We start from the raw sequence: 12299 nt of genomic DNA on the forward strand, positions 1-12299 counted from the left end.
ACGATGCGCGGGGGCGATCCTCACCGCGCAAGCGCTCCGAAAATGCTCGTGACCAGCGGTGATGAGCAGCCAATGGGGTATGGTGTAATTGGCAACACAGCTGATTCTGGTTCAGCCATTCTAGGTTCGAGTCCTGGTACCCCAGCTGGTTCGCCCGCCTGCGCGAAGGGCTTTCCAGGCTCTGCAGGCGATTAGGTCAGCGTTGTTCGGCTGAGCTATGCTGACCAACCGAAAGTTCTAGCCCCCGTCGTCTAGCGGCCTAGGACGCCGCCCTCTCACGGCGGTAGCGTGGGTTCGAATCCCATCGGGGGTACAAGATCACGGCGCCCGGCTCTTCGGAGTCGGGCGCCGTCGTCGTCTCAGGGCGCGAGCCGCCGCGGCGAGATCTCCGTCACGCTCTACAGCCGACGGGTGAGGGCGTCGGCGGCGGCGAGCAGATCGGCGGCCCACCGCGCGCCCGGGCGGCGCCCCATCCGGTCGATCGGACCGGACACCGAGATGGCCGCCACCACGGCCCCCTTACCGTCGCGCACCGGCGCCGAGACGCTGGCGACCCCGGGCTCGCGTTCGGCGGCGCTCTGCGCCCAACCGCGCTTGCGCACCTCCGCCAGCGTGCGTTCGGTGAACAGGGCGTCCGGCAGCACCGCCTGCTGGGTGGCGGTGTCGGCGAACGCGAGCAGCACCTTGGCGCCCGATCCCGCCGTCATGGGCAACCGGGTGCCGACGGGCACCGTATCCCGCAGTCCCGCGGGCGGTTCCAGGGCCGCGATGCAGATCCGCGCGGTGCCCTCGCGCCGGTAGAGCTGCACGCTCTCCCCGGTGATCTCTCGCAGGCGCGGCAGGATCACCGCCCCCGCGGCCAGCAGCGGGTCGTTGACCTGGCCCGCCAGTTCGGTCAGGGCCGGACCGAGCCGCCACCGCCCGTCCGCGTCGCGGGCCAGCAGCCGATGGGTCTCCAGGCCCGCGGCCAGCCGGTGCGCCGTCGCCCGGGGCAGCCCCGTGCGCTCGCACAGTTCCGCCAGGGCACAGGGCGACTCCGCCACGGTATGCAGTACGCCCACGGCTTTGTCCAGCACGCCGATGCCGCTATCCTGTCTCACAGGGAGATACTATCGTCCCGAAATGTGAGATTGCCAGCGCTACGTCGCAGGCCGCGTATCGAGAATCGAGAAGGTAATGGCACAGCCCGCCACACCGCGCACCATGGCCGAGAAGGTGTGGGCCGACCACGTCGTCGCCCACGGCACCGGCGAGGGTGCCGCGCGCGAACCGGATCTGATCTACATCGACCTGCACCTCGTCCACGAGGTGACCAGCCCACAGGCGTTCGACGGTCTGCGCCTGGCGAACCGGCCGGTGCGGCGGCCGGATCTCACCATCGCCACCGAAGACCACAACGTGCCGACGGTCGACATCGACAAGCCGATCGCCGACCCGGTCTCGCGCACCCAGGTGGAGACGCTGCGGCGCAACTGCGCCGAGTTCGGGATCCGGCTGCATCCGATGGGTGACGCCGAACAGGGCATCGTGCACATCATCGGTCCCCAGCTGGGTCTCACGCAGCCGGGGATGACCGTCGTCTGCGGTGACAGCCACACCTCGACCCACGGCGCGTTCGGCGCCCTGGCGATGGGCATCGGCACCTCCGAGGTGGAACACGTGCTGGCGACGCAGACGCTGCCGCTGCGGCCGTTCAAGACGATGGCGGTCAACGTCGACGGGGAACTCCCGCCCGGGGTGAGCGCGAAGGACATCATCCTGGCCGTCATCGCCAAGATCGGCACCGGCGGCGGACAGGGCCACGTCATCGAATACCGCGGCAGCGCCATCGAATCGCTGTCGATGGAGGGCCGGATGACGATCTGCAACATGAGCATCGAGGCCGGCGCGCGGGCGGGCATGGTGGCCCCCGACGACGTCACCTTCGAGTTCCTGCGCGGCCGCCCACACGCGCCCACCGGCGCCGACTGGGATGCGGCGGTGGAGGCGTGGCGGCAGTTGCGCACCGACCCCGGAGCCGAATTCGACACCGAGGTCCACCTGGATGCGGCCGATCTGAGCCCGTTCGTGACGTGGGGCACCAACCCGGGGCAGGGTGTGCCGCTGTCCGGGGCGGTGCCCGACCCCGACTTGATCGTGGACGAGGGTGAGCGGCAGGCGGCGGAAAAGGCCTTGACGTACATGGGTCTCGAGGCCGGCACCGCGATGCGCGACGTCGCGGTCGACACCGTGTTCGTCGGATCGTGCACCAACGGCCGCATCGAGGATCTGCGCGTGGTGGCCGAGGTCCTGCGGGGCCGCAGCGTGGCCGACGGCGTCCGGATGCTCGTGGTGCCCGGTTCGATGCGGGTCCGCGCGCAGGCCGAAAGCGAAGGGCTCGACCGGATCTTCACCGAGGCCGGGGCCGAGTGGCGGCAGGCGGGTTGCTCGATGTGCCTGGGCATGAACCCCGATCAGCTCTCCCCGGGGCAGCGCTGCGCGTCGACGTCAAACCGCAACTTCGAGGGGCGCCAGGGCAAAGGCGGGCGGACCCATCTGGTCTCCCCGGCGGTGGCCGCCGCCACCGCGGTCCGCGGCACCCTGTCATCCCCTGCGGACCTGTCCGCCGTCCCCGCTCGCTGAAGGAGAACTCGCGATGGAAGCCTTTCGCACCCACACCGGGATCGGCGTGCCCCTGCGTCGGTCGAACGTCGACACCGACCAGATCATCCCCGCCGTGTATCTGAAGCGAGTCACCAGAACCGGTTTCGAGGACGGTCTGTTCGCCGCGTGGCGCAACGACCCCTCGTTCGTGCTCAACCTGCCGCCGTTCGACCGCGGGTCAGTTCTGGTCGCGGGGCCGGATTTCGGGACGGGTTCCTCCCGCGAGCACGCGGTGTGGGCGCTGATGGACTACGGCTTCCGGGTCGTCATCTCGTCACGGTTCGCCGACATCTTCCGCGGGAATGCGGGTAAGGCCGGCCTGCTGGCCGCCGAGGTCGACCAAAATGACGTTGAACTTTTGTGGAAGCTGATCGAGCAGAATCCGGGACTGGAAATCACTGTCAATCTTCAAGATCGGAACATCATCGCGGGAACGGTCATGGTGCCGTTCAAGATTGACGACTACACGGCCTGGCGACTGCTCGAGGGGCTCGACGATATAGGCCTTACGCTGCGGAAACAGACCGAGATCGAGGATTACGAGCGGCGCAGGCCGAGCTGGAAACCGCGCACTCTGCCGGCCTGATCCGGGCCTCCGGCCGACCCGAAATCACCGCTTCCGCATCCTTTTCCCGGCACCCCGGCAGGACCCCAAGGGGGCCAACCGGATTGCCGAAAAGTTCGCCAACGCCCGCCGAAACTGCGCGTGGCTCTTGGAAATCAGTGGTCAGTGGGTTTACCGTGTCCACTAGTCGGTCCAAGAAGGACCACTGGTCTCGGAGGTTTTGCATGAACAAAGCGGAGCTTATCGACGCACTGACAACCAAAATGGGCACCGACCGTCGGCAAGCCACCGCCGCGGTCGAGAACGTCGTGGACACCATCGTGCGTGCGGTGCACAAGGGTGACAGCGTGACCATCACCGGTTTCGGCGTCTTCGAACAGCGCCGGCGCGCAGCGCGCGTCGCACGCAACCCCCGCACGGGTGAGACGGTGAAGGTCAAGCCGACCTCGGTGCCCGCGTTCCGGCCGGGTGCCCAATTCAAGGCGATCGTCTCCGGCACACAGAAGCTCGCGTCCGAAGGCCCCGCCGTCAAGCGCGGTGTGGCTGCCGGCCCGGCGAAGCGTACCGCGAAGAAGGCGCCCGCCAAGAAGACCGCAGCGAAGAAGACGACGGCCGCCGCCAAGAAGTCGGCGCCGGCGAAGAAGACGACCGCTGCCGCCAAGAAGACGGCACCGGCCAAGAAGACCGCGGCCAAGAAGACGACGACGGCCGCCGCCAAGAAGTCGGCGCCGGCGAAGAAGACGACCGCCGCGGCCAAGAAGGCGACACCGGCCAAGAAGGCTGCGACCAAGGCACCGGCCAAGAAGGCCGCCGCCAAGGCTCCCGCCAAGAAGGCCACCGCCGCCAAGAAGACGGCCAGCAAGGCACCGGCCCGCAAGGCGCCGGCGAAGAAGGGCCGCAAGTAATCCTTCGAGTGACGCCGAACCGCCGCGGGTCGCGACGACCCGCGGCGGTTCCGGCGTCTACCTGAGGGCCAACGGGCTGCCGATGTGGTCGGCGGCGACCAGTCGCCCTCCGGCCAACGACAGCACCCACGTGCTGCCCTTGCGGTTACGGGACTTGTCGGGCCGGACCCCGTCGTGGTTGCACCACCACTCGATCAGGTCGGGAATCACCTTGCCCTGCGAGCAGATCACCGGTGTGTGCCCCGCCTCGCCCGCCTCGGCGGCGATCTCCAGGACGCGCCGGCGCGCCGCCTTCTTGTCCTCGGCGTAGGCCTCTTCGGTCAGCGCCGGTTCCGGGTGCACCGTCTCACCGAGTTCCTGGGCCAACGGCTCGATGGTCTGCTCACAGCGGGTCCGGTCGGCCGCGTGAAGCCGGTCGGCCCCGAACGCCAGTAGCTGACCGACCAACGACTCGGCCTGTGCGCGGCCGTGCTTGTCCAGCGGCCGCTTGCGGTCGTCGCCGCGGTAGCGCGACTTGCTTCCCGCCGTCGCATGCCGCACCACGAGCACCGTCCGGGTGTCCGGCGGCACCTTCGTGAACCGGCGCAGCACTTTTCGATCATGGGGGTAGCCCAGTCGGGTGATCGCCTCCCGCACCGGCAGCCACACCAACTCGTCGACTTCGTCGTTGGGGGAGAAGGCCCCGTCGACGGCGTGCGCCGCCCAGTAGCGGACCTTCTTGACGCCCTCCTCGAGGGGATAGCTCACCGACGCCAGTCGACGGCCGAGAACGCACGAGTAACCGGTCTCCTCGTGCACCTCACGCACGGCGGTGACCGGTTCGGTCTCCCCGGGATCGACCTTCCCCTTGGGCAGCGACCAGTCGTCGTAGCGCGGGCGGTGGATGACGGCGATTTCGGGAGACGACCCGTCCCCGCCTGGCCGCCACAGCACCGCACCCGCCGCGAGCACGGATTTGGCAGGCGAGGCAACGGCATTCGTCGACTTCGTCTTGGACAACTCAACTCCTGCAGGTCATCGCGGGCCCGCGGGGGTGCCCAGGGTCGCACGGCGCGTCACGGGTGGCGATGACGCTGCATCAGCGACACCTGGTGGTCGCGCACGGTCTCACCCTCGCGTGGCGACGCCGACCAGTGTCCGTCGGGGCCGAGTTCCCAGCAGCGGGTCGCCGGGTCCATCGCCGACTCGAACACGTCGTCGAGTTGTGCGGTCAGCCGGGGGTCCTTCACCTGAGCCATCACCTCGACGCGACGGTCGAGATTGCGATGCATCATGTCCGCGCTGCCGATCCAATACTCGTCGATGGCCCGGAAGTGGATCACCCGCGAATGCTCCAGGAACCGGCCCAGAATCGAGCGGACCACGATGTCGTCCGAGAAGCCCGGCGCACCGGGTCGCAGGGCGCAGATTCCGCGCACCACCACCTCGACCCGGACACCGGCCTGCGATGCGCGGTAGAGCGCGTCGATGACCTGCTCGTCGACCAACGCGTTGGCCTTGAGGCGGATCCGGCCCTCGGCGCCGCCGCGGGAGGCGGCCACCTCCCGCTCGATGCGCTCGATGATGCCCCGGCGAACCCCGTGCGGCGCCACCAGCAGGTTGCGGTAGGCGACCTTGCGGGAGTACCCGGTCAGCGAGTTGAACAGGTCGGTCAGATCGGCGCCGATGTCCGGTGCGGCGGTGAGCAACCCGACGTCCTCGTACAGGCGGGCGGTCTTCGGATTGTAGTTACCGGTCCCGATGTGGCAGTAGCGCCGGATCATCGACCCTTCACGGCGCACGACGAGCGCTGTCTTGCAGTGGGTCTTGAGCCCGATCAACCCGTACACCACGTGGACGCCGGCCTGTTCCAGTGCGCGTGCCCACTTGATGTTGGCCTGTTCGTCGAACCGCGCCTTGATCTCGACGAGCGCCACCACCTGTTTACCGGCCTCGGCGGCGTCGATGAGCGCGTTGACGATCGGGGAGTCGCCCGAGGTGCGGTACAGCGTCTGCTTGATGGCGAGCACGTTCGGATCGGCCGCGGCCTGTTCGATGAACCGCTGCACGGTCGTGGAGAACGAATCGTACGGGTGGTGCACCAGCACGTCGCCGTCGCGCAGCGTGGCGAAGATGCTCTTCGGCGTCTCGCGTTCACCGAAAGCCGGTGGGGTGGCGGGCACGAACGGCCGGTCCTTGAGCGCCGGACGGTCGACGGCGTAGATCTGCCACAGCGCGGAGAGGTCGAGCAGCCCCGGCACCTCGACGACATCGCCCGGATTCACGTCCAGTTCCCGCAACAGCAGTTCGAGCATGCTCTCGGTCATGTCGTCGGAGACCTCGAGGCGCACCGGCGAACCGAACCGCCGGCGGGCGAGCTCGCGCTCCAGCGCCTGCAGCAGGTCCTCGTCGCGGTCCTCCTCCACCTCGAAGTCCGCGTTGCGGGTGATCCGGAAGGCGTGGTGCTCGACGATCTCGAGGCCGGGGAACAGCACCGGCAGGAACGCGGCGATCAGCTCCTCCATCGGAAGGAACCGCACCACCTCACCGCTGTCGCCGCGCACCCCGAGCCGGACGAACCGGTCGACGTTGTCGGGCACCTTGATTCGCGCGAAGTGCTGTCCGCCGTCCTCGGGCTGGCGGACGGTGATCGCCAGGTTCAGCGACAGGCCGCTGACGAACGGGAACGGGTGGGCGGGGTCGACGGCCAGCGGGGTCAGCACCGGGAAGACCTGTTCGTGGAAGTACGTCGACAGCTGCGCGCGTTCGGCCTCGTCGAGTTCGGACCAGGTGACGATGACGATGCCCTCGTCGGCCAGCGCGGGGCGCACCGCGTCGAGGAACACCCGCGCATGGCGCGACGCGATCTGCTGGGTGCGCTCGCTGATCCTGCGCAACTGCTCACGCGGCGACAGCCCGTCGGCCGAACGCACCGACAGCCCCATCTCGTCGCGGCGTTTGAGACCGGCGACGCGCACCATGTAGAACTCGTCGAGGTTGGACGCGAAGATCGCGAGGAACTTGGCGCGTTCCAGCAGGGGCAGGCTCGGATCCGCGGCCAGCGCCAGGACCCGGGCGTTGAAGTCGAGCCAGCTCAGTTCGCGGTTGAGGTAGCGGTCCTCGGGCAGGGCGTTGTCGATGGCGGGGGACGTCGCCGCCGGCGGCGCTTCCGGGGTGGAATCTCCCGGCGCCCGGTCGGTGCTCTCTATGGTGCCCTCCGCGCGGATCGCGGCCTCGGCTTCGGTCATGGCCCGATCCTCCCCTATGTCGCTGCCGTCCTGCCACCGCGTACGCGAATGTTCACCTTCGGGCGCCGACCGCGCGCGCGGTCTGCGTCCCGACACCGAGGCGGCGGGCCGCCAGGAGATCGTCGGGGGTGTCGATGTCGTAGCGCAGGCCCGGCCACGAGCCGGTCAGCTCGACCGCACCCGAACGGCGGTGCCGCTCCGCCGAATCGGGACCGAACCGAGGATCCAGCGGAACGCCGAAGGCGAACAGCGCCGACGTGCCGGTGCCGTGCCGGTCCCCGACGAAGCTGCGGGGCCGGGCCCGCGCGGCGGCGATCGCCTCGCTCAGCTCCCGAGCCCGCAGCGCGGGCAGATCACCCTGCAAGGCAACGACATTCGGGCTCACCGTGCGGACGACCGCCTCGGCGGCACGTAACGCGTTGTTGAGCGGGTCGGGATGGCCGGCCGGGGTCGGATCGTCGAGCACCTGCGCGCCGAGCGCGCGGGCGGCGTCCGCGGCGGCGGGATCGGGAGTGACGACGGTGACCGACGCGACCGCCGCGGCCGCCGCGACGGTGTCGACCAGCATCGCCAGCACCACCGTCTCGCGATCCCGGGGGGCGAAGATCGGCGCCAGCCTGGTCTTGGCGGCGGCGAGGCGTTTGACGGCGACGACCACCGCCACGTCGGTGCCGGACGCGGCGGCGCCGTTGCTTGTCGTGCCGCGCATGGCGCCATCCTGCCAGCACCGCGGTTGTTCGGCCGACGCCGTCGGGGCCCACGCGGCTGCGCGCTAGGGTGAACGCGTGGTGACGGCGGCGGTGATGGGTTCCGGTGCGTGGGGGACGGCGCTGGCCAAAGTCCTCGCCGACGCGGGGAACTCGGTGACGCTGTGGGCGAGGCGACCGGAGGTCGCCGCGGAGATCAACGAGACCCATCGCAACAGCGGCTACCTCCCCGAGGTCGACCTGCCCGCCTCGATCCGCGCCACCGCCGACGCGGCCGAGGCCCTCGCCGGGGCCTGCACGGTGGTGCTGGGTGTTCCGGCGCAGAGCCTGCGGAACAACCTCGAGCAGTGGAAGGGCCTGATCAACGACGACGCCACGCTCGTGAGCCTCGCCAAGGGCATCGAACTGGACACGCTCATGCGGATGAGCCAGGTGATCGTCCAGGTCACCGGCGCGGACTGGTCCCGCGTCGCGGTGGTGACCGGCCCGAACCTGGCCAGCGAGATCGCCGACGAACAGCCCGCCGCGACCGTCGTCGCGTGCAGCGACAGCGGCCGCGCGGTCGCCCTGCAACGCGCGCTCGCCACCGGTTACCTGCGGCCCTACACCAACGCCGACGTGGTCGGTGCCGAGATCGGCGGCGCGTGCAAGAACGTCATCGCCCTGGCCTGCGGGATGGCCGTCGGTGTCGGACTGGGGGAGAACACCGTCGCGGCGATCATCACGCGCGGCCTGGCCGAGATCATGCGGCTCGGGATCGCGCTGGGCGCCAAACCGGCGACGCTGGCCGGACTGGCCGGCGTCGGTGACCTCGTCGCGACCTGCACCTCGACGCAGTCGCGCAACCGCACCTTCGGCGAACGGCTGGGTCGGGGCGGCACCATGGAGTCGGCGCTGCGCGCGGCGGGCGGACATGTGGCCGAGGGCGTCACCTCGTGCCGATCGGTGCTGGCGCTGGCCGACAGCTACGACGTCGAGATGCCCCTCACCGACGCGGTGAACCGCGTCTGCCACAAGGGACTTTCCGTGGACGAAGCCGTCGTGCTGCTGCTCGGGCGCAGCACCAAACCGGAGTAGCGCAGATGGAAGGCGTCTACGGCGACTCCACGCGAAGCGTCAAAGCCGTTGGCGCCGAAGCGGTTGCGGGTCAACCCGTGGCCACCCCGCCGATCCCGGTCTCGGCGTACCACCTGTCACCGGACGAAGCGCAGCCGTTGGACACCTACGGCCGCAGCTCCAACCCGAACTGGCGGCGGCTCGAGGCGGCACTGGCCGAACTCGAAGGCGCGTCCGCCGCATTGGCCTTCGGATCCGGCATGGCGGCCATCACCACCGCGCTGCGGGTCCTGAGCGGTCCGGGCAGACGGCTCGTCGTCCCTGCCGACGGCTATTACCAGGTGCGTCGATATGCCTCGGAATACCTTGCGCCACAGGGTGTCACGGTTGTCGAAGCGGGGGCGGCCGAGATGTGCGCGGCAGCGGCCGAGGCCGATGTGGTGCTGGCGGAGACACCGGCGAACCCGGGGCTCGAGGTGGTGGATCTGCACCGGCTGGCGATGACGTGCCGACGGCGCGGCGCCACCCTGATCGTCGACAACACGACGGCCACCCCCCTCGGTCAGCAACCGCTGTCGCTGGGCGCCGATCTCGTGGTCGCCAGCGCGACCAAGGCGCTCTCGGGGCACAGCGATCTGATCGCCGGCTACGTCGCGGGCAGCCATCCCGAGATGATGGCCGCGCTGGAGAGCGACCGACTGCTGGCCGGTCCGATCCTCGGACCGTTCGAGGCGTGGCTGGTGCTCCGCAGTCTCGGCAGCGCCGGACTGCGCTTCGAACGGCAGTGCCAGAACGCGCTGGCGGTCGCGATGCTGCTGCGCAACCACCCCGCCGTGCGGAGTGTGCGCTATCCCGGCCTGCCCGAGGACCCCGCACACGAGGTGGCGACGCGGCAGATGAGGCGGTTCGGCGGGCTGGTGTCGGTGGAACTGTCCGACGCGGCGGCCGTCCACGCGCTCGTCGAGCGCAGCGCCCTGCTGGTCGCCTCGACCAGCTTCGGCGGCATCCACACCTCGATAGACCGGCGCGCCCGGTGGGGCGACCCGGTGCCCGACGGGTTCGCCCGGCTGTCCATGGGCATCGAGGACACCGACGACCTGGTCGCCGACCTCCACGCCGCGCTCGGCTGATATCGAATCGTCCCCGGGACGGGCGGGACGGTAGCCTCTGCAGACTGTGATCGCCCGCAACCAGCGCACCCGCGTTGCCGTCGTCTACGGCGGGCGCAGTTCCGAACACGCCATCTCCTGCGTCTCCGCAGGCAGCATCCTGCGCAACCTCGACCCCGAACGCTTCGACGTGGTCCCCGTCGGGATCACCCCCGGCGGGTCCTGGGTGCTCACCGACGGCAGGCCGGAGACCCTGGCCATCGCCGACGGGCAGCTGCCCGAGGTGAGCGCCGCATCCGGAACGGCCCTGGCGCTGCCCGCCGACCCGGGCCGACGCGGCGAATTGGTGTCGCTGAGCCCGGCCCAGGCGGGTGAGGTCCTCGCCGCGGTCGACGTGGTGTTCCCGGTGCTGCACGGCCCCTACGGCGAGGACGGCACCATCCAGGGGCTGCTGGAACTCGCCGGGGTGCCCTACGTCGGTGCGGGCGTCCTGGCCAGCGCCGCGGGCATGGACAAGGAGTTCACCAAGAAGCTGCTGATCGCCGAGGGTCTACCCGTCGGCGACCACGTGGTGCTGCGTCCCGGCCGTGCGGACATGACGCTCGACGAACGCGAACGCCTCGGTCTGCCGGTGTTCGTCAAACCCGCCCGCGGCGGCTCCTCGATCGGGGTCAGCCGGGTGGCGGACTGGGCGGAGCTTCCCGCGGCGATCGATCTGGCCCGCGAGCACGACCCCAAGGTCATCGTCGAGGCCGCCGTGCCCGGCCGCGAACTCGAGTGCGGCGTGCTGGAGTATCCGGACGGCCGGCTCGAGGCCAGCACGGTCGGGGAGATCAGGGTGGCCGGGGTGCGTGGCCGCGAGGACGGGTTCTACGACTTCGCCACCAAGTATCTCGACGACGGCGCCGAACTCGACGTGCCCGCCAAGATCGAGGACGACGTGGCCGACGAGATCCGCCGCCTCGCCATCCGGTCCTTCCGGGCGATCGACTGTCAGGGGCTGGCACGCGTCGACTTCTTCCTCACCGACGACGGGCCGGTGATCAACGAGATCAACACCATGCCGGGTTTCACCACGATCTCGATGTATCCGCGGATGTGGGCGGCCTGCGGCGTGGACTACCCGACGCTGCTCGCGGCGATGGTGGACACCGCGGTGGCCCGCGGAACCGGTCTGCGCTAACGCGGCGGCCCGGGGGCGATCGGCCGGGCCGGCATCGTGTCGGTCAGCACCCGGGAGACGAGCTGGATGGGCGTCGGGCCGGAATCCTGTGGCAAGGTGAGCGCCACGTACACCGGGCGGTCCACGGCGTACCAGGTGCTGCGGGTCTGCTGACTCTCCGGCCTGCTGCCCGGGGCGGCCTCTTCCCCGACGCGGAACCATTGGACCGCGTCGACCATCTGGATCGGCGCCCCGACCACGAAGTCGACCGGACGGTCCAGCCCGCAGCGCAGGATGATCGCCTCGGTGTCCGGGCCTGCCTGCCACGCCGCGGTGCCGACCGGGGTCGGTTCGGCCGTCGGCGCGCGGCGGAAGTCGCCGAGCACCTCGGGGAGCGCACCCACCAGCGCGGCACACTCCGGGCTGTCCGCGCGCGGTGCGGGGACCGCCGCGATCGGCACCGGCTGCTGTTGCGGGCGGCCCTGGCGCACGGCTGCGATACCGAGCACCACCACCAGCGCCGCCACGGCCACCACGATCGCCGCGATCATCAAGGCGCGGGGTGGGCCGTCTCGCGGCGCTCGTTGCGGATCTGCGGGGGTCACCCCGACAAGCCTATGGGTGCGTCCCGTTCGCGATCGGGCAGGTCAGGGTCCGGGTGATCCCCTCGACCCCCTGCACGCTCGGGACGACGCCCGACCGCAGATCGTCGAGGTTCTCGGCGCCGACCCGGACCACCACGTCGTAGGGTCCGGTGACGTATTCCGCGGTCTGCACACCGGGCAGTTCCGCCAACCGTGAAGCGACGACCTCGGCGCGGCCCACCTCGGTCTGGATCAGCATGAAAGCCTCGACCACCCGTGTTCGCCTCCGTCCCGCCCCATAGACTCCGGGGACCAAACGTACCGCAGGTGGAGCCGGTGCT

12 protein-coding genes and 2 tRNA genes are annotated in these 12299 nt (G+C 70.1%); 8 read left to right on the top strand and 6 right to left on the bottom strand.

Features of this window, described 5'->3' with window-relative positions:
• Positions 1-73 precede the first annotated feature (73 nt).
• Positions 74-145, top strand: a tRNA-Gln gene (locus AU196_RS03120).
• A 95-nt stretch (positions 146-240) separates the two neighbouring features.
• Positions 241-313 (top strand) — tRNA-Glu (locus AU196_RS03125).
• A gap of 85 nt (positions 314-398) precedes the next feature.
• Here AU196_RS03125 and AU196_RS03130 read toward each other — a convergent pair.
• Positions 399-1100: an IclR family transcriptional regulator gene (locus AU196_RS03130; RefSeq protein ID WP_059093631.1), complete on the bottom strand. Its 702-nt coding sequence runs from the start codon at positions 1098-1100 to the stop codon at positions 399-401.
• Between the two features lie 76 nt (positions 1101-1176).
• Here AU196_RS03130 and leuC point away from each other — a divergent pair, with 76 nt between their 5' ends.
• The 3 genes from leuC (at position 1177) to AU196_RS03145 (ending at position 4113) form a co-directional block, all read left to right on the top strand.
• The gene (leuC, locus tag AU196_RS03135) at positions 1177-2622 is read left to right on the top strand and encodes a 3-isopropylmalate dehydratase large subunit (RefSeq protein ID WP_059093632.1); all 1446 of its coding nucleotides are present in this window, start codon (positions 1177-1179) and stop codon (positions 2620-2622) included.
• A 13-nt stretch (positions 2623-2635) separates the two neighbouring features.
• A complete protein-coding gene (gene leuD, locus AU196_RS03140) occupies positions 2636-3229 on the top strand; it encodes a 3-isopropylmalate dehydratase small subunit (RefSeq protein ID WP_059093633.1) in 594 nt (197 codons plus the stop codon).
• A gap of 203 nt (positions 3230-3432) precedes the next feature.
• Positions 3433-4113: an HU family DNA-binding protein gene (locus AU196_RS03145; RefSeq protein ID WP_059093634.1), complete on the top strand. Its 681-nt coding sequence runs from the start codon at positions 3433-3435 to the stop codon at positions 4111-4113.
• A gap of 57 nt (positions 4114-4170) precedes the next feature.
• Here the strand turns inward: AU196_RS03145 and mutT1 are convergent, their stop codons facing one another.
• From mutT1 to cofC, 3 genes are read right to left on the bottom strand one after another with little or no spacing between them, the layout of a single operon-like run.
• Positions 4171-5112, bottom strand: a complete 942-nt coding sequence (gene mutT1 / locus AU196_RS03150) for an 8-oxo-(d)GTP phosphatase MutT1 (RefSeq protein ID WP_059093635.1) — start codon at positions 5110-5112, stop codon at positions 4171-4173.
• A gap of 56 nt (positions 5113-5168) precedes the next feature.
• A complete protein-coding gene (locus AU196_RS03155; RefSeq protein WP_059093721.1) occupies positions 5169-7340 on the bottom strand; it encodes an RNA degradosome polyphosphate kinase in 2172 nt (723 codons plus the stop codon).
• A gap of 52 nt (positions 7341-7392) precedes the next feature.
• Complete coding sequence (gene cofC / locus AU196_RS03160) at positions 7393-8049, bottom strand: 2-phospho-L-lactate guanylyltransferase (protein ID WP_059093636.1); 657 nt, start codon at positions 8047-8049, stop codon at positions 7393-7395.
• A 94-nt stretch (positions 8050-8143) separates the two neighbouring features.
• Between cofC and AU196_RS03165 the strand changes: the two genes are divergently transcribed.
• The 3 genes from AU196_RS03165 to AU196_RS03175 are packed head-to-tail and all read left to right on the top strand — an operon-like array spanning position 8144 to position 11395.
• On the top strand, positions 8144-9124 hold the full coding sequence (locus AU196_RS03165) for an NAD(P)H-dependent glycerol-3-phosphate dehydrogenase (protein WP_197415694.1): 981 nt from the start codon (positions 8144-8146) through the stop codon (positions 9122-9124).
• Between the two features lie 5 nt (positions 9125-9129).
• Complete coding sequence (locus AU196_RS03170) at positions 9130-10233, top strand: cystathionine gamma-lyase (RefSeq protein ID WP_059093638.1); 1104 nt, start codon at positions 9130-9132, stop codon at positions 10231-10233.
• A 46-nt stretch (positions 10234-10279) separates the two neighbouring features.
• Positions 10280-11395: a D-alanine--D-alanine ligase family protein gene (locus tag AU196_RS03175; RefSeq protein ID WP_059093639.1), complete on the top strand. Its 1116-nt coding sequence runs from the start codon at positions 10280-10282 to the stop codon at positions 11393-11395.
• On the opposite strand, the gene AU196_RS03180 is transcribed toward AU196_RS03175, so the two are convergent.
• Both AU196_RS03180 and AU196_RS03185 read right to left on the bottom strand, forming a co-directional pair.
• Entirely contained in the window at positions 11392-11925 is a 534-nt protein-coding gene (locus tag AU196_RS03180) for a DUF3515 domain-containing protein (protein WP_059093640.1), read from the bottom strand. The genes AU196_RS03175 and AU196_RS03180 overlap by 4 nt on opposite strands.
• Positions 11926-11989: 64 nt before the next feature.
• Entirely contained in the window at positions 11990-12232 is a 243-nt protein-coding gene (locus AU196_RS03185; RefSeq protein ID WP_157546000.1) for an Lrp/AsnC ligand binding domain-containing protein, read from the bottom strand.
• Positions 12233-12299: the final 67 nt, after the last annotated feature.

Origin of the sequence: Mycobacterium sp. IS-1742 (assembly GCF_001500125.1) — a bacterium.
GTDB lineage: Bacteria > Actinomycetota > Actinomycetes > Mycobacteriales > Mycobacteriaceae > Mycobacterium.

What these genes read in the sequence shown, in the direction of transcription:
- leuC (WP_059093632.1), top strand. Translation starts at nt 1,177, where the DNA reads ATGGCACAGCCCGCCACACCGCGCACCATGGCCGAGAAGGTGTGGGCC.
- leuD (WP_059093633.1), top strand. Translation starts at nt 2,636, where the DNA reads ATGGAAGCCTTTCGCACCCACACCGGGATCGGCGTGCCCCTGCGTCGG.
- AU196_RS03145 (WP_059093634.1), top strand. Translation starts at nt 3,433, where the DNA reads ATGAACAAAGCGGAGCTTATCGACGCACTGACAACCAAAATGGGCACC.
- AU196_RS03155 (WP_059093721.1), bottom strand. Translation starts at nt 7,340, where the DNA reads ATGACCGAAGCCGAGGCCGCGATCCGCGCGGAGGGCACCATAGAGAGC.
- cofC (WP_059093636.1), bottom strand. Translation starts at nt 8,049, where the DNA reads ATGCGCGGCACGACAAGCAACGGCGCCGCCGCGTCCGGCACCGACGTG.
- AU196_RS03165 (WP_197415694.1), top strand. Translation starts at nt 8,144, where the DNA reads ATGGGTTCCGGTGCGTGGGGGACGGCGCTGGCCAAAGTCCTCGCCGAC.
- AU196_RS03170 (WP_059093638.1), top strand. Translation starts at nt 9,130, where the DNA reads ATGGAAGGCGTCTACGGCGACTCCACGCGAAGCGTCAAAGCCGTTGGC.
- AU196_RS03180 (WP_059093640.1), bottom strand. Translation starts at nt 11,925, where the DNA reads ATGATCGCGGCGATCGTGGTGGCCGTGGCGGCGCTGGTGGTGGTGCTC.